The organism is Antrihabitans stalagmiti, assembly GCF_016482825.1.
GTDB classification, from domain to species: domain Bacteria; phylum Actinomycetota; class Actinomycetes; order Mycobacteriales; family Mycobacteriaceae; genus Antrihabitans; species Antrihabitans stalagmiti.
This window is the reverse complement of the sequence record NZ_JAEMNV010000012.1, coordinates 169,192-189,253: the sequence shown is the minus strand read 5'-3', so window position 1 is coordinate 189,253 and position 20,062 is coordinate 169,192. Positions and strand designations below refer to the sequence as shown.

15 protein-coding genes and 1 pseudogene are annotated in these 20,062 nt (G+C 64.0%); 9 read left to right on the top strand and 7 right to left on the bottom strand.

Features of this window, described 5'->3' with window-relative positions; genetic code table 11:
• The first annotated feature begins 278 nt into the window (after positions 1–278).
• Entirely contained in the window at positions 279–2,009 is a 1,731-nt protein-coding gene (locus JGU71_RS27560; protein WP_199708321.1) for a GMC oxidoreductase, read from the top strand.
• On the opposite strand, the gene JGU71_RS27555 is transcribed toward JGU71_RS27560, so the two are convergent.
• Complete coding sequence (locus JGU71_RS27555; protein ID WP_199708320.1) at positions 1,994–2,710, bottom strand: MerR family transcriptional regulator; 717 nt, start codon at positions 2,708–2,710, stop codon at positions 1,994–1,996. The two genes, JGU71_RS27560 and JGU71_RS27555, sit on opposite strands and share 16 nt — an antisense overlap.
• Positions 2,711–2,773: 63 nt before the next feature.
• On the opposite strand from JGU71_RS27555, the gene JGU71_RS27550 reads away from it, so the two are divergent.
• The 4 genes from JGU71_RS27550 to JGU71_RS27535 all read left to right on the top strand — a co-directional run bounded on the left by JGU71_RS27550 (position 2,774) and on the right by JGU71_RS27535 (position 5,334).
• Entirely contained in the window at positions 2,774–3,256 is a 483-nt protein-coding gene (locus tag JGU71_RS27550; RefSeq protein ID WP_199708318.1) for a DUF6194 family protein, read from the top strand.
• A gap of 78 nt (positions 3,257–3,334) precedes the next feature.
• Positions 3,335–3,730: a YciI family protein gene (locus JGU71_RS27545; protein ID WP_199708316.1), complete on the top strand. Its 396-nt coding sequence runs from the start codon at positions 3,335–3,337 to the stop codon at positions 3,728–3,730.
• Between the two features lie 196 nt (positions 3,731–3,926).
• On the top strand, positions 3,927–4,787 hold the full coding sequence (locus JGU71_RS27540; protein WP_199708314.1) for a class I SAM-dependent methyltransferase: 861 nt from the start codon (positions 3,927–3,929) through the stop codon (positions 4,785–4,787).
• Between the two features lie 52 nt (positions 4,788–4,839).
• Positions 4,840–5,334 carry an SRPBCC family protein gene (locus JGU71_RS27535; RefSeq protein ID WP_233530170.1) on the top strand — a complete coding sequence of 165 codons (495 nt, stop codon included), beginning with the start codon at positions 4,840–4,842 and terminating at the stop codon, positions 5,332–5,334.
• On the opposite strand, the gene ygiD is transcribed toward JGU71_RS27535, so the two are convergent.
• A complete protein-coding gene (ygiD, locus tag JGU71_RS27530) occupies positions 5,325–6,104 on the bottom strand; it encodes a 4,5-DOPA-extradiol-dioxygenase (protein ID WP_199708340.1) in 780 nt (259 codons plus the stop codon). The genes JGU71_RS27535 and ygiD overlap by 10 nt on opposite strands.
• A 108-nt stretch (positions 6,105–6,212) precedes the next feature.
• On the opposite strand from ygiD, the gene JGU71_RS27525 reads away from it, so the two are divergent.
• Positions 6,213–6,689, top strand: coding sequence for a MarR family winged helix-turn-helix transcriptional regulator (locus JGU71_RS27525; RefSeq protein WP_233530168.1), 477 nt, complete (start codon positions 6,213–6,215; stop codon positions 6,687–6,689).
• Positions 6,690–6,945: 256 nt separating this feature from the next.
• Positions 6,946–9,207, top strand: a complete 2,262-nt coding sequence (locus JGU71_RS30480) for a putative bifunctional diguanylate cyclase/phosphodiesterase (protein ID WP_307829930.1) — start codon at positions 6,946–6,948, stop codon at positions 9,205–9,207.
• A gap of 85 nt (positions 9,208–9,292) precedes the next feature.
• Here the strand turns inward: JGU71_RS30480 and JGU71_RS27515 are convergent, their stop codons facing one another.
• Both JGU71_RS27515 and JGU71_RS27510 read right to left on the bottom strand, forming a co-directional pair.
• Entirely contained in the window at positions 9,293–9,607 is a 315-nt protein-coding gene (locus tag JGU71_RS27515; RefSeq protein WP_199708307.1) for a hypothetical protein, read from the bottom strand.
• A 136-nt stretch (positions 9,608–9,743) separates the two neighbouring features.
• A complete protein-coding gene (locus JGU71_RS27510; protein WP_199708306.1) occupies positions 9,744–10,283 on the bottom strand; it encodes a Dps family protein in 540 nt (179 codons plus the stop codon).
• Between the two features lie 156 nt (positions 10,284–10,439).
• Here JGU71_RS27510 and JGU71_RS27505 point away from each other — a divergent pair, with 156 nt between their 5' ends.
• Together JGU71_RS27505 and JGU71_RS27500 are read left to right on the top strand one after the other, a co-directional pair.
• Positions 10,440–10,847 (top strand): hypothetical protein, encoded by a 408-nt coding sequence (locus tag JGU71_RS27505; RefSeq protein WP_199708305.1) that lies wholly within the window; start codon positions 10,440–10,442, stop codon positions 10,845–10,847.
• Between the two features lie 27 nt (positions 10,848–10,874).
• Positions 10,875–11,336: pseudogene (locus JGU71_RS27500) on the top strand (exodeoxyribonuclease VII large subunit); the annotation flags it as partial.
• A gap of 192 nt (positions 11,337–11,528) precedes the next feature.
• On the opposite strand, the gene recD reads toward JGU71_RS27500, so the two are convergent.
• From recD to recC, 3 genes are read right to left on the bottom strand one after another with little or no spacing between them, the layout of a single operon-like run.
• A complete protein-coding gene (recD, locus tag JGU71_RS27495; RefSeq protein ID WP_199708303.1) occupies positions 11,529–13,397 on the bottom strand; it encodes an exodeoxyribonuclease V subunit alpha in 1,869 nt (622 codons plus the stop codon).
• Positions 13,394–16,699, bottom strand: a complete 3,306-nt coding sequence (locus JGU71_RS27490) for a UvrD-helicase domain-containing protein (protein ID WP_199708302.1) — start codon at positions 16,697–16,699, stop codon at positions 13,394–13,396. Before JGU71_RS27490 ends, recD begins: the two co-directional genes overlap by 4 nt.
• The gene (gene recC, locus JGU71_RS27485; RefSeq protein ID WP_199708300.1) at positions 16,696–19,992 is read right to left on the bottom strand and encodes an exodeoxyribonuclease V subunit gamma; all 3,297 of its coding nucleotides are present in this window, start codon (positions 19,990–19,992) and stop codon (positions 16,696–16,698) included. Before recC ends, JGU71_RS27490 begins: the two co-directional genes overlap by 4 nt.
• Positions 19,993–20,062 lie beyond the last annotated feature (70 nt).

Genomic DNA, 20,062 nt, shown 5'->3' with positions numbered 1-20,062 from the left:
GCATCCGATCTGGGCATGGATCGATCCAAGCCCGGTCTCAGGTGCCATCACCTATCTATCCAACAACCTGTCCCACATGTATGTAGACATCAGGTGTCTCATATGTATGTGGACTCAACAGCGTGCGGGCCCTCCAAAAAGACTCACGAGCGGCGGAGCCGCCTTGGCCGAAAATGTAGATTATCTGGCCAGCAATAACTGGCAATCCGAAACTGTGCGGGCCAGGATGGGTAGGCGTTGACTGTTCGTGAACGACGCCACCAACCGAGGGACAGCAGATGACAAACTTCGACTACGACGTCTTGGTGATCGGATCCGGCTTCGGCGGCAGCGTGAGCGCGCTGCGACTGACCGAGAAGGGCTACCGCGTCGGTGTGCTCGAATCAGGTCGGCGCTGGAACGACGGCGACTACCCGAAGTCCAACTGGAACGTTCGCAAATCCATCTGGGCACCCCGACTCGGCATGACGGGTCCGCAGCGGATCAGCATCCTCGGCAAGTGCGCGGTGTTCAGCGGCGCGGGCGTCGGCGGCGGATCGCTCATTTACGGCAACACCCTCTACGAACCCCTGCCCGCGTTTTACACCGACAAAGCGTGGTCGCACATCACCGATTGGCGCAGCGAACTCGCCCCGTACTACGACCAGGCGAAGCGCATGCTCGGCGTCGCGACCAATCCACGGATGACGCCTGCCGACGAGGTCATCCGTGACATCGCCGACGACCTCGGCGTCGGCGACACCTTCCATATGACCAACGTCGGCGTGTTCTTCAACGAGGGTCGCGAAGGCGAAGAGGTCGACGATCCGTACTTCGGCGGTGCGGGTCCGCGCCGGTCCGGCTGCGTGCACTGTGCGCGGTGTTTCACCGGCTGCCCGCACAACGCAAAGAACACGACAACAACCAACTACCTCTATCTCGCCGAACAGGGTGGCGCAGAAGTCCACCCGTTGACGACGGTGACCAAAGTCGAGCCGCTTGCCAGTGGTGGGTACGCCGTCGAGACGGTGCAGTCGAATCGCTGGATCCGTAAGGGCCGCAAGACGTTCACCGCCGAACAGGTCGTCTTTGCCGCAGCAGCGCTCGGCACCCAGAAGCTGCTGCACAAGATGCGCGACGAGGAAACGCTGCCGAATCTGTCACCCACGATCGGCGAGCTCACCCGAAGCAACTCCGAAGCGATCCTGAACGTCGTCAGCAACAAGCGCACCGACTTCGCGCAGGGCATCGCCATCACGTCGTCGATCCACCCGGAAGCCGACACCCACGTCGAGGTCTGCCGTTACGGTTCCGGCCAGAACGCACTGTTCCCGATGTCGGTCCCGATCGTGGACGGCGGCGCATTCCGCTTCCTGCGGTTCCTGCTCGCGATCGTGTTGCATCCAATCGTGTTCGCACGCAGCCTCAATGCCCGTGGCGCCTCCGATCGTTCGGTGATTCTGCTGATCATGCAATCGCTGGACAACTCGCTGACGTCGTACCGCCGCCGCGGCCTGCTGAAGACCAAACAGGGGACGGGAGAACCGAATCCGACGTGGATCCCGGTCGCCCACGACATCGGCCGCCGGTTCGCCGACAAGATCGAAGGCGATACCCACAGCCTCGCGATGGATATATTTAACATTCCGGCGACAGCGCACTACATCGGCGGCTGCGTCATCGGCGACTCACCCGAGACCGGCGTCGTCGATCCCTACCAGCGGGTCTATGGCCATCCCGGTCTGCACGTCGCCGACGGTTCGGCGGTGACAGCCAACCTCGGTGTCAATCCCTCGCTCACCATCACCGCGCAGGCAGAACGTGCAATGGCGTTCTGGCCAAACAAGGGCGAGGTCGACACCAGATCGGAACTCGGAGCCACCTACCAGCGGATCGAACCGGTTCGGCCGAAATGTGCTGCGGTTCCAGACTTTGCGACGGGCGCGCTGCGACTTCCGATCGTGGAGATCACAGCTTCCGACAAGCAGCCAACGAAGGTCGTCGTACCGAGCGATCACGTGTCGACGTAGTCGAGGAGGGGCGCGAGCGCCGCGGCGGCGCGCAGCAGCGCATACGAACGGTTTGTGATGCTGACGTCGCGTGCTGCCAACGCGTCGCCGACGTCGGTCCACCGTCGAGTGCCGCGCAGGTCCGGCAGCAGCGCTCGTAGCGAGTCGATGCCGTAGCCGGCAAGTCGGAGCTGCTGAACGATCCGCGCGTCCCGCACGTCGCTCGGGGCGTAGGTTCGAGCGCCGGCGGTGGTTGCGCGACGCGGAACGACGAGCCCCTCGGCATCCCAGTGGCGCAGCGTCGACGGCCTGATTCCTAGTGCGGCAGCGAGTTCGGAGATGCTCATCGCGTCCGACGTACGAGGGTCGTCGATCGTTTCCGCAGCGATCGCCGCAACAGCCTGTTGTGCTCGAGCGAGATCGTGCCGCTCAGCATGCAATCGCGCGTGCGCGGCGTCGAGTAGTTCGAGCAGATCCTTCTTCGGCAGCCTGTACAGCGCTCGCATCACTACCTTGGCCTCGACGGGTCCGACGCCTGCAGCCAGATCTCGATAGGTCCGGGCAGCGTGTATGTGAACGTCGGAGTAGATCCGATAGCCGCTCGGCCCGCGCCGAACGTCGGGCAGCACACCGTCGCGCTCCAGATTGCGGATCTGCTGAACGGAGTACCGCGACTCCCGAGCGACGTCGGCTGTCCGGAGAGGCGACTTGCGACTCGACATCGGATCCTCCCAGCTCTGCTGCGTCGAAGTCTCCACATGGACTTGAATGACACGCTAGAACACATGAGCCTCGACGACATCGGAAAGTTCATCAGCTCCCTCGACGGCGTGCTGACCCTCGAACCGCAACCCGGCGACGGATCCCCCGAGATCAGCTGGGGTGATCTGTTTTTCTACTACGCACCGGACGGGGTGGTGCCACGAGCGCAACCGTTCGCGACCATCGTGACGAAGAACTATCCCGACGACGAGCGCTCCCGCCTCGACAGACCCGACACCTATCGCGTGAACATTGCCGTCGGAGCAGCGACGTTCCGCACGCTGATCGGTCGCGAGCCGCGAGAACCAGTGCCACGGGAATCTGAGACCGACGATGTCGATCCGAGTACCGCGGACGTGCTGATCGCACATCCCGTCTACGCCGGCGCCGGCTGGGTGAGCGTCGTGAATCCAGGCGTACACACGACGCCGACGGTTCACGAGCTACTTCGGTCGGCGCATGGTCGGGCACAAGACACATACGAGCGTCGAACTCGATCAAAATAGTTCTCGTACCGATGTCCGGACGGCGTGCCCAGCTTCGACATCTTCGGTGAAGGCAACCCCAACGAGAGGATTCGAATCATGAAATACATCATCTTGACCTACGGTTCGCAGGCCGACTACGCGACGATGGCAGGCTGGGCGCCCGAGGATTTCGCTGCGATGGGCGAATTCATGCAGTCGTTCACCAACGATCTCGTCGAATCGGGTGAGCTCGTCGAAACCCGCGGACTCGACGAACCCGTCCACACTCGACGTGTGCAGGTACAAGCCGGCGCACCGGTCGTCACCGACGGACCCTATGCCGAAACGCAGGAGGTGATCGCAGGCTTCTGGGTCGTCGAATGCGAAAGCTTCGACAGGGCAACCGAAATCGCTGCTCGGCTGGCAGGGTGTCCGAGTCCTGGCGGGGTGTTCGCGGACAGTTTCGCCGACGTTCGACCACTCGTCGAGCACAAGGAAGATCTCCTGCCGTAAGCCCGTCCGACTGGTGCGCGCGTTCGAGGGAACACAGCCGTCGCAAGATCGCTACCTCCCCCAGGGTCGAATGTGCGCACCAGCGAGTGGACGGTCCACCACCGTCGGATATCTGGAAGCTTTCGGCGCCCGGCCGCATGGTTGACGAGTTCGAAAATCTTCACCGTGCACCGGTGCAACGCCGCAAGGAGACCACATGACATCCACCGTGAACCCGACCATCACGTCGACCGATGCCGACAAAGCCCTCAAGGCGAAACACCGCTCGATTTGGGCATCGGGGGACTACCCGGTCGTAGCCACGGACCTCATCGCAGACCTCGGACCGACTATCGTCGCTGCCGCGGGTATTGCTGCGGGACAACATGTTCTGGATGTTGCGGCAGGAGCCGGCAACGCATCGCTGCCTGCTGCGGCCTTGGGAGCGCGCGTCGTCGCCTCCGACCTCACGCCGGAACTGCTCGACGTCGGCCGTGCGCGTGCGGCCGAACGTAGCCTCGACCTGACCTGGACCGAGGCCGACGTCGAAGCACTGCCATTCGCCGACAACGATTTCGACGTCGTCTTCTCCGTCGTCGGAGCAATGTTCGCGCCACATCATCAGCAGACCGCGGACGAGATGATCCGAGTCTGTCGCCCCGGCGGAACGATCGCGATGATCAACTGGACGCCGGCAGGCGTGATCGGCCAGCTGTTCAAGACCATGGGTCCCTACGCACCGCCGCCGCCTGCCGGTGCGCAGCCGCCGCCACTGTGGGGCGACGAGGACCATGTTCGCGAACTGTTCGGCGACCGAGTCGACAGCATCACCTTCACTCGCAGGACGGTGCGGCCCGCGCGGAAGTTCGCATCGCCCGTCGAGATGCGGGAATTCTTCAAAGCCAACTACGGACCCACCATTGCGGTCTACAACGCCGTCGCGGGCGATCCGGATCGGGTCGCTTCGCTCGACGACGACTTCGAGGCATTCCTCACCCGAACCGACGACCGCACCGCCGGTGCCGCACATTCGGATTGGGCGTTGGAATACCTGCTGGTCACTGCACAGAAGCGGTAGCCGACGACGGTCGGTCGCGGGTCGGTGACACGATGGGGGAATGAGTCGAGATATGTCCGTATCCGACAGCATTCACGTTGCTGCCGACCCGATGACCGTCTATTCGCATATCAGCGACCCAACGCAGATGGGGAAGTGGAGCCCGGAGAACCAGGGCGCGACTGTCCTCGAACCTCGCGACGGCGCCTACGTCGGGATGGTGTTCGAGGGGCGAAACAAGCGCGGCCTCGCGCGGTGGACAACTCGCTGCACCGTTACCGCGGCCGATCCCGGCGAGCGCTTCGCCTTTCGGGTACACGTCATCGGCGTCGGAACTCCTCGGCTTCGCGGACCGATCGCGTCGTGGGAATACCGGTTCGAGCCTGAGGGCAGTGGTACCAAGGTCACCGAGACGTGGCACGACGATCGTCGTGGCTGGCCCGATTCCGTCGCAGCTGCCTTCGACCGCATCGCGACGGGGTCACCGTCGTTCGCGGCGTTCCAGCGCAAGAACATTCACATCACACTGCGCAATCTGGAGCGGCTACTCGGCGCGTCTCAGGCCTGAACCTGGGTCGGCATCCCAAGGGTGTAGGACGCCATCGAAATCGACCCGGCGGCGTGGCCGTCGACGAGTAGGTCGAGGGGTTCGGTGTCGGCCAGGCCGGCTATGTAGAGCAGCGGCAGATAGTGGTCCGGCGTCGGTACGGCATTGCGAAAATCTGCGTGACTGTCGAGAGCGGCGACCTCGGTCGGGTTGGCTTGCAACACTTCTCGTGCGGCATCGTCGAAACGGTAGGCCCAGTCGAAGCCTGCCTCCGGTTTGGCGAAGTCGACTGCGCGCAGGTTGTGGACGACGTTGCCGCTGCCGACGATCAGGACTCCGGAGTCCCGTAGGGCCGAGAGCTTTCTGCCCAGTTCGAGGTGATGATCGAAATCCTTGAACGCATTCAGGGAGAGCTGCACGACCGGTATGGACGCATCCGGAAATGCGTGCACGAGCACCGACCAGGTGCCGTGATCGATGCCCCAGCTGTCCAGGTCGCGGCCGACCCAGGTCGGAGAGACGAGGTCGGCGACTTCGGTAGCAAGCTCGGGCAGGCCGGGAGCGGGGTATTCGACATCGAACAGCGGCTGAGGAAAGCCGTAGAAGTCGTGGATCGTTCGAGGTTTCGGCATTGCGGTTACCGCGGTCGCATTGGTGTACCAGTGAGCCGAAACGACAAGGATTGCGCGGGGGCGCGGAATCGATTCGCCGAAAGTGCGCCAGGCCAACGTGTACTTGTTGCGCTCGAGCGCGTTCATCGGGTTTCCATGACCGATGAATGCCGCTGGCATACGTACCGCGTTGGCGGTCATCGAATTCCTTTCGAAGCTGCCTGTAGTTGACGCTTCAATCATAGCATTTTTAGTTTAAGCGTCAACAAAATGCGTACACTCGACTGCATGGACGATCCGCAGTGGTTGACGGCCGATCAACAAGTCGCCTGGCGCAAACTGGCCAACGTGATGATCACGCTCCCCGCGGCACTGGAGGCCCAGCTACAACGAGACTCCGGTATGTCGCACTTCGAGTACAGCGTTCTCGTCGAACTCGACGACGCACCGCACAATTCCATCCGGCTCAGTTGGCTGGCCGCGAGATCCCATGCTTCGCGTTCCCGCATCTCGCACGTGGTGACACGCATGGAGAAGCGGGGCTGGGTTCGTCGCGAACCGTGCCCGACCGATTCCCGGGCCATGCTCGCTGTCTTGACCGAGAACGGCCGTGCCGAACTCGTGCGTGCCGCACCGGGTCATGTCGAGCTGGTCCGATCGCTGGTGTTTTCCGGACTCGACGACGAGACGACAAGCGACCTCGGCCGCGTGTGCGACGCACTTCTGCGAACGCTGCCGGGTAGTGCCGCGCGGCAGGATAAGTAGGTGAGCCGGAAGTTTGCCAGGGTCCGCAAAGGGTCTGGAAGGAACCGCGAATGGTTCTAGAAGAAAAAATACCCAAAGTATGAAAAGCCTCTTCAAACTAGGCTTACGACGTGTTTTGATATATGTAACAGACCGGACTCGGGATCCGGTCTTTCCGCCTTTTGGGACATGTGTCTGAGCGGTTCGTCGAGGGAGAAAGTTCGTGAGCGAATCGAGACCCGGCGCGCGCTCCGACATTCGTTCCCACATTACGACCGTGCCTCGCCCAGTCCGGATCCTGTTCGTCGTTCTTCTCCTCAGCCTTGCTGTTTTCACCCTGTCCACAGTGTTGCGGTCCCACGAAGGCCGCATCGTGTTGTTGGACAACTGGCTCTTCGATGCACTGACGCTCGGTGCTGCGGCTCTCGTCGCCGCACGCGGGATCTATGTCCGAGCGGAACGGTCGGCATGGTTGCTGATCGGAGCAGGCATGGCCAGCGCGGGGATAGGCGATGTGCTGTTCGCGGTGCTGGTTCCGGACGGCCACTCCCCATCGATCGCCGACCCCGCCTACCTGGCGTTCTACCCGCTCGTCTATGCAGGTCTCGTCGTCCTGCTGCGCGTGCGCCGGCCCGGGCTACCCGCCGCGATCTGGCTCGACGGATGCACAGCGGGACTGACCCTCGCCGCCGTCGTCGCAGCGATAGCGTTCGGTCCGATCAGTGCGTCCATAGGTGGATCCCAGACGGCGTTCCTTGTCGGATTAGCCTATCCCGCAGGCGATTTGCTGCTGCTGGTCCTCGCTGTCGGCTCGCTGACAGCGGTTGGCTGGCGATCGGATCCGCGCTGGGCACTGCTCGTTACCGGACTCGCGCTGTACGCACTGGCCGACATCCACTATCTGTTGAGGGCCGGCGACGGCACCTTCACCGAGGGGTACCTGCCGGACGCAGGCTGGCCCGCAGCATTCGTACTGATCGCCGCGGCAAGCTGGATGAAACCTGTTGCCCGAACCGATCGATCGCTCCCGCGACTCGCCATCTTGATTCCGCCCCTGGTCTGCACCGTGACGGCAGCCGGTCTCCTCGTCCTCGACCACACGCTGCCGATCCCGCTGCTCGCAGTGCTGCTGTCCGCGTTCACCATCGTCGCGGTTGCCGGCCGGTTGGTCATGTCCTTCAACCAGATCAGCGCCTTGGCCGACAGCCACCAGCAGGCACGAACCGACGAACTGACAACACTCGCGAATCGTCGTGCCGTCACAACCGCGCTGTCGACCTACTCCTTCGCACACGTGCTGCAATCCGGCCCCACGCCCATGGCTGGACCGGGATTGCTGCTGATGGACCTCGACCGATTCAAGGAAATCAACGACTCTCTCGGCCACCACGTCGGAGATCGCCTGCTCGTCCAAGTCGCCGATCGACTCTCACGATCGGTGCGATCGGGCGAATTGCTTGCCAGACTCGGCGGCGACGAATTTGCTGTGGTGCTGCCGGCCGGCGCCGACACCGGAACCGCGCACGCATTGGCAGAACGGCTGATAGACGCGCTACGGGCACCGTTCGATCTGGAGGAAATCACGGTCCACGTGGCTGCCAGCATCGGTATCGCGCTTTGCCCGGAGCACTGCGATCGACCCGACGAACTACTCCAGCGCGCAGACGTCGCTATGTATCGCGCAAAGAGCACACAGTCGTCGATCGTCGTATACGACGCCGAGCAGGACGCCCACATCCTCGACCGAGCAAGAACGATCGAGGAATTACGCACCGCCATCACCGCCGGTCAGCTGACCTGTCACTATCAGCCGAAGGTGGACACGAACGACGGCACGGTTTGCAGTGTCGAGGCACTCGTTCGGTGGAAGCATCCGACGCGTGGCCTGCTGTTACCGGAGGAGTTTCTGGTGCATGCAGAGCAGGCGGGTTTGATGCGACCGCTCACCACGATCGTGCTCGAACTCGCTCTTCGGCAGGCTCGTCGCTGGCGAGACGCGGGGTCGCCGATCGGGGTGGCCGTGAACCTGTCCATCACCAATCTGATGGACGTCGCGCTCGTGACCGACATCGACCGGCTGCTCACCACCTACGACGTGCCTGCCGCGTCCCTGACGTTGGAGATCACGGAGAACGTGCTCATGACGGACTCCGTCCGAGCGCGTCATGTCGTCGAATCCCTGCAGGATCTCGGCGTCGGACTATCGATCGACGACTACGGCACCGGCTGTTCGTCGCTTGCCCACCTGCAGGACCTTGCGGTGAACGAGCTGAAGCTGGACAAGGTGTTCGTGACCCGGCTGCCGTCCGAGCGATCCATCGCGATCGTCCGGTCGACGGCGGCGCTGGCACACAGCCTCGGCGCACTACTGGTTGCCGAGGGCGTGGAGAACGCGGAGACGCTCGAGGCACTGCGGCAATACGGCTGCGACATCACCCAGGGCTACCATCACAGTCCGCCACTGCCCGCCGAAGAGCTCACCCTGTGGATGAGCCGTCGGGAGACACAGTTCGGATCACAGCTGACCTCGATCGGCTGACGCTGCTGCCACTCCACTCACCGGCCGCAGACGCGGTTTCCCGCGCACGGCGGTCGATAGTGGAGCGTGCGATGCAGGAGGACAGTTAGCTGCTCCCGAACAGTCCGCTCGGAATCAATGCGCTCAGCCACGACGGCAACCCCGATTGTGGTGCCTGCTGCTGCCATTGCCCTGGGTTCTGCCATTGCCCTGGGTTCTGCCACTGATCGCGCCCATCGCGGTCGTGGCGATGGGAGTCCCCGTCACGGTCGTGATTCCAGTCGCGATCGGCTTGGGTGGTACCGGGGAGCGGGTCCGCCATGGCAGGTACGGCCAAGGCCGTCATCGGAACAGCAACGAGCGCTCCGGTAATCGCGACCTTGGCCAAGACCCTGCGGTGCTTCGTGACTTTCTCGATCATCTTCGATTCCTTCCGGCGTATCTCGAATGTGACGACGCCCCGACGGCGAAGCCACATCCCATCTGACGCTCGGAAGGTGGAGGTCGGCTGGCACGATGCTGGCAACTTCCCGTGTGCCGACCTCCTGAGGGCCGAATCAGCGAGCTTGGCTTGCGGCTTCCTTCTCGGTGTGTCCGTTTTCGTGAATCAACGAGCCACCCGAGTTTTCGAGATGTGCGCGGACGAACCACTGGAACTGCTCGAGATCGCCGGTCTGGCCGATCAGCATGTCCTCGGTGATCGGGTCGACGTCGCCGACCTTGGCAATAGCCTTGCGGCCGTCGGTGATGACTCCGATGTAGACCAGATCCAGCGCGGCGAGGTGCGCCTGCGCGCTGTCGCGGCCGACCGAGTAGTCGTCCCAGGTGCGGTCGGAGATGATCGCTCCCGGGGTGCCCTTCGGCGATCCGCCGAGAGCGGCGATGCGCTCGGCAACCGAGTCTGCAAATCCGCGAACGAGTTCGACCTGCGGGTCGATCATCTCGTGGACTCCGATGAAGTTCGGACCGACCACGTTCCAGTGGATGTGCTTCAGCGTGAGGTGCAGGTCGTTGTATGCGCTCAGTCGTTCCTGCAGGACTGCCGCGACCTCTGCGCCCTGCTCTGCGGACAGACCTGGCAACGTGAACTTGGCCATAACTTTCCTATCTCCTTCGATTGACTACCAACCGGTTACCCACGGTCGCGCCGAACTACTCCTCCGGTCCGCAGTGTTTCGTCTCACGGTCGTTTTGCGCGAGCGCTCCACAGCCGGTGTACTTGTCGATACAGACACCGCGAAAGGGGGCTGGACGTGGACTTTCAACCCGACCGCGAGTATCTGCATGCCAGCCTCGTCACCATCTACGGCGAATGTGTCACCGCCTACCCGTACAAGGGGGGCTACCGGTTCGACTTCGCCGTCGACCATCCCGACTACCCGCCCGTCGTCGACGTGCGGATCGGGCGCGACATAGCGCCGGAGCGTGACAGCTTCATCGAAGGCGTCGGGCTTCCCGAAGTGCTGACTGTCGGGTCCGCCGCGACGGTCTCCGGCGTCTTGCGCTCCGAACACGAAGATTCCAATGTCTACCTGAGCGCCACGGAGGTCAGGCCGACCGGCGAGCTCGGCGCGTGGGCGCGAGGGCTGCGGTTTGCTGTGGAAGGCCTACTCACCTCGCGCGGCAATCCGGACAGACTGCTCGGCAGCGACATCCACTAACGCGACTTCGATGCCGCGCCGTGGCCGCGGCCGATGTCGACTGTCACGCTCTTGAGCTCGGCGCACTCGTCCGCCCGCGCCGACGTGGTCGCTGCTGTCGGGCCGGTCATCGCTCGAAAGAACCTCACCCTCGAGCAACCTGACGGCATTGTCGTCAGCGGATCCGACGCCATTGCCAGCCTGGTAGCGGCGTTGACCGCGGTTGATGCCGAGAGCACCCAACTCGTGCTTATCGTTCGTGGCGGGGGCGACTGGTTGTCGTTGCGACCGTTCGACAGCGAAGAGCTGGCCAGGGCAGTACAAAGCTGCGCTGTGCCTGTCTTCACTGCGATCGGCGAGAGCCACAACACGACGCTTGTCGACCGGGCAGCGACGATGTCCTTCACCACGGCTCTGGCACTAGGAAACGCGCTGGCAGCCGAACTCGACGCGCGACCCGGCCAGCCTCGCGGCGCCCGCTTCGGGCGCCGCAAGCCGAAGACCACGTAATCACGTAGCTTGCGGAGCGGGATCTCCGCCGGAAATGGCCTCCGCGCTTCCGGTCGCGACCGGGAACGGCCGATCGAACGGGAGGATCGCCGGCGCAGCGTTGATTCTGCTCCTTGGCAGCCTGCTCTGCCTCGGCCTGCGTCAGGTAGTTCCCGGTACCACCGAAGGCAGACGGGTCGAAGTGCGGTCGCGTCAGTTCGTGAACACCCTGCGCAACCCGCTTGCCCTCAGGACTTGGCGACGGACGCCGGCGAGTACCGACTCCTCGGTGCCGATGACTCGGACGTGACTTCGAGCGCGCGTGACTGCCGTGTACAACAGTTCGCGCGTCAGCAGGGCCGATGCCTCGGCAGGTAGCAGGACGGACACGGTGTCGTACTGGCTGCCCTGGCTTTTGTGAATCGTCATCGCATAGACGGTCTGGAAGGCCGGCAGACGTGTCGGGTGCAGGAGGATCGCATCCTGGCCGCGTTGAAACGCCGCCATCAGATTGTCCGGACCGTCCGCGACGATGACGCCGGTATCACCGTTGTAGATGCGCGCCTCATGATCGTTTGCGGTGACGAGCAGCGGCTGCCCCGCATGCCATCGGGTCGGGTCGATCGGCCGACCGTTTGCGGCACCAACCCAATCCAATGCTTGTCGCGCCCAATGGGTTACGCCGTACGGACCGTCGTGGTGAGCACAGAGCAACCTGTGCGCCTTGATAGCTTCGAGCGCACCGATCGCATCCCCGTCCAGCGCAGCAGTGGTCACCGCGGCTGCCGCGTCGACCAGATCGGTCCGCAGACCGTCGAGCTCGTCCGGTGCAGCAAAGGAGATTTCCGGTACTCCGCTGTGCAACAGCTCGAGCACGGCGTCCTCGCGGCCCTGCCTGATCGCGACGGCGAGCTCGGCAATGGCGCCGCCGAACCGTCGACCGCGACTGAGCCGGACGACGCCACCAGCAAGTCGGTGCCGCTCCGCTGGGCTCAGCGCCGCCTCGAGCGGATCGTCCGCTGCAGCCAAGTCTGCGCCGACGAGTTGGTCGAATACCGGATTAGCAACTGCTGCAACAGGTCTGGCAACCAGGTCCGCGAGCACAGCCCCTGCGTCGACGGACGTGAGCTGATCCGGATCACCCACAAGCAGCAGTCGTGCGTCGGGGCGAACAGCTTCGAGTAGCCGACACATCATCGTCAGCGACACCATCGACGTCTCGTCGACCACGATCACGTCGTAGGGGAGTTTGTTGGTCGCACCGTGCCGAAAGCGGCTGGCGCTACCGGGTTTCCAGCCGAGCAACCTGTGCAGCGTCATAGCGGTGAGGCCCGGCGGTAGACCGAGAACCTCGGCCTGCGCGTTCACCGATTCTTCCAGTTGGGCAGCGGCTTTGCCGGTCGGCGCAGCCAATCCGACTCGCAGACCCGGGCCGTGCTGCGCGAACAGCAACGCCAGAATTCGAGCCACCGCATGGGTTTTGCCGGTGCCCGGTCCGCCAGCGATCACCGTCGTCCACTGCGCGACTGCCAATGCCGCCGCGATGCGCTGCCTGTCTGGCGCTACGGAAGGTCGGGTCGCATCCTCGGCATCGACGAAGAACTCTCGCAGACCTGCTTCGAGCGCAACATCGTCGAATGCCGGAATACGTTGCGACCGTTCATCCAACACCTGCCTGATCGTCTGCTCCTGCCGGAAGTACCGATCCAGATAGAGCAGCTCACCGTCGTCGGTGTCGACAAGACGTAGCGGTCGCAATGGACTGTCCGCGCGCCCGAGCACCAACGGACTGCGGCGCAGTTCGGCCGACAGTTCCGCGGCCTGCGGCCAGGGCAAAGCATCGAGATCGGTTTCCGCTGCGTCGACACTCACTTCGCGCAGTCGCTCGATCTCCACACATACCGAGCCCATCCGGACCGCTCGGACCGCGAATGCCGCAGCCAACAAGACGTTTTCGGAGTTCTCGCCGCTGAGCTTCTGCAAGCGTGCCGCAACGTGAACATCGGCGGCCTCCAGCACACCCGCTTCGTTGAACACGGCAAGCAGCCCTTTTGCCCGCTGCACCAATCGCGCGTCGGTCATAGTCCCGCCAACAAATCGGACAGCGCAACGATCAGCACTGCCGGCGGATTCCAGTCGAAAACTCCGCAACCAGCAGGAGTCTCGGGTCCGACCATGCCGCGGACGAACAGATACTGGACGCCACCGAGATGGGTCGCAGGATCGTAGGCGGGCAACCGCCAGCGTAGATAACGATGCAGCGCAACCGAATACAGCAATGCCTGTAGCGGATAGTGCGCGTGCATCATCTCGCCCGCCATCGCCTCCCTGCTGAAGTGCAGAGCAGTCAACGGCCCCGGCGAGATGCGATTGGTCTTGTAGTCGATCACTACGAACCGAGGGCCAGGAATGCGGACAACGGCATCGATACTTCCGATCAGATAGCCTCGCAGCGGAGTCGCTTCGACCTTGTCGAGCAGATCGGGATAGCCGACGAGAGGGTCGTCGGAGGCGAGATGGCTACGCAGCAGCGCGGCAATCCGCCGCAGGGTGACGTCGTCGCGGGTCGGGGTGTCGCCGCCGGCAAGTGGTAACTCGAAGTCCATCTCCGCCAAACGATCTCGCGGCGCGACATCCGCGAGTGTGCCGTAGCCCAGCGGCGTCGACAACACTGCAGACAGCGCAGTCGCAAGCGCCTCGGGATCGACGGCCGCAAGATGTGCGGCCACGGCCGCTCGGCACCGCTGCAACAGTTCGGCGGCCAAGTCCGGGACCGTTGTGTCGACCACTTCGAGGATCTCGTGCACAAGGGTGCCGAACGCGGCACCAGGGGTGAAGTCGTTCATCGGAGAAACTGGCCCGTCGAGCGCCGCGGCGTCGGCAGCCTCGATCGGATTCTCGTCGTCCGGTTCGTCTACCGTGCCTGGCTCTTCCACTTCGCTGCCGACCATCACCATGTCGTGTGCGGACGCGGTGAGGGCAGAATAGGAGGTCCGCCGCCAAACCTGATCGAGGGTGCGACCGAATCGGGATACGTCGAGCGGCTCCAGCGGGCCGACGTCGGCGATTGGCTCGGCACTCGCCAGGGGAGTCCCCTCGACAGATTCGATTGCGATCACATCGGAATCGGCTCCCGACCACGACTCGAGACGTGCCTCCGTCGCATCGTCTTCCGGGACCGGAGCACGTAGCTGTGGCTCCGGGTCGCCGCCTTTGCGGCCGAACAACATTCGATGCAGCGGGGCGATCGGAGTCGAGAAACTCGGCGCCCACCACACAACAACCTGACACATCGCCCGCGTCAGCGCGACGTACAGTAGGCGCAGTTCTTCACCGGCTTCCTCGACATCACTGCGGGCGGCTCGCTCTCGATAGCCGGGGCCCGACTTCCCACCGACGTCCAGAATTCGTTCACCGTCCTGGCCATGCAACAACAGTGTGCTCGGATTAGGATTCTTCGATCCGTCCCACCCGAACGGGATATAGACGATCGGGAATTCGAGACCTTTGCTCGCGTGCACCGTTGCGATCTGAACTGCGGCGGCGTCGCTGTCGAGCCGCCGAACCCGGTCCTTCACGTTGCCCGACAACGGATTTTCGATCCGATCCGTCAACCAGCGGATCAAGGCGGCAATACCGAACGATTCCTCGATCGCCGCCCTGTTGAGCAACTGCGCAATATGCCGCAGGTCCGTAATGGTGCGCTCGCCCGATTCGATCGCGAGCAGCCTGGCGTCGAGATTCGTTTCCGCGGCAAGCCGTTCGAACAGTGCTGCGAAACCGGATTCGGCGAAGAGAGCTGCAAGCTCGCGAAGCCTGCCACTGATCTCTGCGACAACTCCGTCACCCTGACCATCGAGTTCCGATGCGCGAGAACCGATCAGGGGAGTCAGCGCAGCGAGGCGCACTCGGTCACTGCGGTGCGGCTGTGCAATCGCCTGGAGCAACCACAGCCAATCGGTCGCGCTCTGCGTCGCGAACACGCTCGTGCCGCCGGCAAGGACCGACGGAACTCCCGCACGCTCCAACGCCGTTCGCACGTAAGGGACATGGACCCACCGACGCGCGAGCACCGCGATGTCGCCCGGCCGAACCGGACGGGCAGTCCCGTCGACGGCAATCAGATCGCCCTCGGCCAATCTGCGTGCGATATCCGCTGCAAGATCGGCAGCGATGCGTCGCCTGATGCCGTCCACACTCGGGTAGCCGCTCTTGCCACGCGGACCCGACCCGGTCCGCGGTAGGTAGCGAACGCGAAACGGCTTCTGATCGACCAGTCGCGACTCTGTGTGGTTCGTATCGACTTGATGCACAACGATTTCCGGGTGGCCAAGGGCGGCATCACCGTACAACCGGTCGAGCGCACGCACCAATCCCGCGTCCGAGCGCCAGTTGACTGTCAACTCTTGATAACTGTCCGCGACGCGGACCGCATTGAGGTAGCTCGGCACCTCCGCGCCACGGAAGGCGTAGATCGCCTGCTTCGGGTCGCCGACAAGTACCAAGGTTGTCGTGCCGTGAAATGCGCGGCGCAGGATGTCCCACTGGATGGGGTCGGTGTCCTGAAACTCGTCGACGAGGACGACGCGGTAGCGATCTCGGATCCGTCGGCACGCGGTTTCGCCGTGTTCAGGATCGGCAAGGGTATCGCGTAGCAACACAAGGAGGTCGTCGAAGTCGCGAATGCCCGAAAGTCTTTTTCGGCGTTCGACTTCGGTGCGAGCCGCGGCGGCGAAGGCAACCCGCTGCCCGGCTTCGGACTCACCTGCGTTCTCCGGTGCCAACGTCGCATGCCGATCGGACAGGGCCATGTTCGACACCCGTTGAGCTTCGGCCAGTTTGATCGCCGGAGTCGCCGAACTGTAGCGGCGGACATACAAGTCGTCGACGACTTCGACCACCAGATCGTCGACCGATTCGACAAGAGTCGCCTGAGGTTCCCGCTCGCCCGCGATACCGAGGGCGTCCAGCATGCGCTGGCAGAAGCTGTGGGTCGTCGCGATGGTCGCCGCGTCGAAGTTGGACAGCTCGCGGACCAAACGAGCTCTGCGCCTTGCTACCTCGGCATCGGTTCCGGTTGCGAGATACCTGATCAACTCGTCTTTGCCTGCTCGCGCTTCGACCGGGTTCGCAAGCGCGACGGCGGTGCCGGTCAGCCGCTCCCGGGTCCGCTCGCGCAGTTCGCGGGTGGCCGCGCGACTGAAGGTGACCAGCAACAGTTGCGACAGGTCGACCACACCCTCGGCAACGTACCTGGTCGCAAGGCCGACGATCGCATATGTCTTGCCCGTCCCTGCACTTGCTTCGAGAACAGTTGTGCCCGTTGGCAATGGACCGAGCAAGTCGAAACCACTCGATGCAGGTATCGCGCCCTGTCGGGTCATGGCTGCGTCACCGACTCCGACGCGAGCAGCGGGAACCAGAGCCGACAGGCAAGCGTGCCGAATCGGGTCGGTTCCGCACCGGAGTTCGGTCCCCAATCGGATTCGTCCGCGAGGGGAACGTCCGCCGCCAACACCTCGAACCGAGGAATGGCGCCGTGGATGTAGGCGATATGGCGATCGTTGACTTCGCCGTAGGGCCCGCCGAACTCGTCCGAAGCAGCCAGCAGCGCGTCGTCGGGATTGCTGCCGGTGGACCGACGTTCCGCGTAGACCGCCGAGGCCGCTGTCGCCATCGGAAGTGGTTGTTCGAGACCTCTGTCCCGCAGGTCGACAAGTTGGTTCAGCACGGCGACGGGGTCGCGAGGGGCAAGCAGCGACGAGCGCCGCAACGAGCGACCGAACCCCCTGCCGGTGCTGATCGCCTCCCACCGGCCAGAGTGCGACGCGGCCAACGCGAGAAGCAGGATCCAGGCCCTCAGGCGGTGCTTCGGCGCAAGTTTCGAATACGATGCCGCGGCAACCACGTGGCCGTGCACACCGGTGACCGTACCTGTCAGTCGGCGACCGTTACCGAGTTCGACTGCGACGTCGACAGTTTCGGCGGCGCCGACGTGCACGGGTGCGGCGGCGGCAAACAGCGATTCGACAGTGCGTGACACGTCGTCGAGCACCGCCGAGCCGAGCGCGAAAGGCGGCAACGTCCCGCGGCGCCACTCTGCAGCACGCAACTCCGCGATCGGCGCACCTGCGAGACGTGCGGTCAGCATTCGTTCACCGATATCCCACTTGGCGAGCCCATCCAGTTCGACGCCGAGCGCATCGGCTACGTCGTCGTCCCGCTCGGGAACACGGACATTCAGTCGCTGACGGAGAAAGGCGCGCGACGAATGTTCGAAGAATTCGACCAACTCGTTGAGGTTGACGTCGCCCTGGCGCGGCGGGAGCGGCGCTACAAGCAGCGGAGGCGCAGGCAGCGGAGGCGTCTGTCTAGCCCGCGCTCCGGCAAGCCCAGCAGGGTCGTAGCTGAACGGGACCGGACCGGTGAAGTTGCGAGAATCGAACGGCTGCAACGGATGCTGGGTAACGACGGCAGCCGCCGCTGCGGTGGCTACCGTTGCTTTCACCACATCGACGAACTCGCCGAGCGGCACAGCAGGAGGACGCGGAGCACCGGTGAGTGGATCGGCCCCGGTGTAGAAGATCAGCAGCTTCTCACTCGCCGACATCACTGCGTCGAGCAACAGCTGCCGGTCCTCGCTACGAGGGTCTCGCTCGCCGAGGCAGGGGTCGCGAGACAGCACGTCGTCGCCGTCGAGTCCTGCGGCACGCGGATACACCTCGTCGTCCAAGCCGAGCAATACAACCACACGGTGAGGCACCGACCGCATCGGCACAAGCGTCGCGATGGTCAGCTCGCCGGTCCGGAAGTTGGCGCGGGTCGGTCGGCCGGCGAGGCGGTCTGCCAGCATCACCCGCACGTCGGGAAGGCGCAGCTCGATCGTCCCGCTGTGCTCGGTCGCCGCGCCGAGTTCGCGGTGGGCCTGCGCGGTCTGCCATGCGTCGGAACGACTTACGTCGGTCAGCAGATCGAGCGCACGGGTCAACGCTGCCGTCCACGCCGCGGCCTGCTGAGGACCGCGCAGAGCGTGCAGCACCACTGCGAGGCGATCGATGTATTCGGCGAACCTACCCGCGAGATCGATATCGTTGCTGTCGACATCGTCGAGCGGAAGTGCGAGATCCAGCCAGGCGACCTCGGTCTCGTCGGCGGCCACGCCGAGCAGAATGCGGTCCAGCGCCGTCGTGAACGTGTTCTGCGGGAAGTCGGCAAGTCCGAACGCGGACCGCTGTGCACGGCCCAGCCCCCACCGCGCGCCTGCCTCGCCTGACCATTCCCGCAGCCGCTCCAAGTCCTGATCGCTGAAGCCGAACCGGCGCCGCACCGGAATCGTCGCCGCAAAGTCGAGGACCTGGCTCGCGGTAACCCTGCCGTCTGCGAGCCAGAGCAATGTCGCTACCGCATCGAGCAGCGGATTGGTCTGTCGCAGAGCGCGATCGGCGAGTCGAGCGCGAAGTTTGTGACCGGGATGGCGCAGTTCGCCCTGCCCGAAAGCTGCCCGCACCAACGGCGCAAACGTCTCGACGTCCGGGCACATCACCAGAACATCGCGGGGCTCCAGCGTCGAGTCGTCGTCGAACAGGCGCAACAGGCACTCCCGAAGCACCTCCACCTGGCGGGGAGCGCCGTGACACGAATGAATCTGCAGCGTCGTATCGAGGTCTGTGCCGGGTGTCGGGAGTCGGTCCGAGCGGATGTCGGCCTGCACTCTGTGCAGCAACGTATCCGAATCTGGTTGGGGGTCAGCGTAATAGACGTCGTCGTAGGAAACGCCCGTTGCCATCAGACGTGATTGCACCTCACGGACGTCACGAGCCAAGCTGGCTAGCAACGGATGCTCGACCTGCATCGCGGTGTCGTCGTCTGCGCGGCGTGTGTCTCGTCGGGCCACCGTCGCAGTCGACAACTTCGTCCACAGCACCGGGCTCGGATGAGGCAGCCAGAGATGGACGTCGCGGCGCACACTCAACGCGGTCAGCACTGCGAGCTGTTCGGCGCTTACACGCGTCGGTCCGAACAGCGACACTCTGTCCGGCAGGTCGAGCAGTTCGGGCTCCTCACGGATTCGTCGGCAGGCCTCATCCAATCGTTGCGCCGGATTGTCCACACCGATCCGATCCCGCAGTCGACGCCACAGCTCCGGCTGCCACAGCAGGTCCGGGTCGAGGTCGGACCCGAGCCCGTCGGTATCACGACCGGCAGCCCAGTCGACGAACAGTTGCGGCCGCTGCGAGCCGTATCCACGGAAGAGATCGGCGATATGCGCAGCCGTCGAGTAGCGCCGACCAGCTCGGTGATCGGACGCGCCGTGCCCGAGATGACGCGCAAGGACTCCGGCCCAACGTTCGTCCAACGATGCGTCGACGACCTCGAGTATCGTCCACACGACCGTCGAGTAGGACCACGGATCGTCCAGTGCGGTCGTGCCATGTGCCGTCGCCAGTATCTCGTCGACAAGTGTTGTCGGACTGAGAAACTCGATGTTCGCGGCAACTCCGTCACCGCTGGTTGCGCCGAGCGACAGTGACAGCCGCTGACTGAGCCAGCGTTCGACACCCTTTGCTGGCACGGCGACGATCTCGGGGGAGAAGGGGTCGGCGAGCGGGGTCGCCAGCACAGTTGCGAGCGCAGTAGCCAGCGTGCTGGACCGTTCGGCGCGATGGGTCTTCAGCACACCGCACCCCCGTCACTCGTCGGTCGTTTGTTTGCAGGCCTGGCTTTGCTCAGACCTGTATATACCCAGC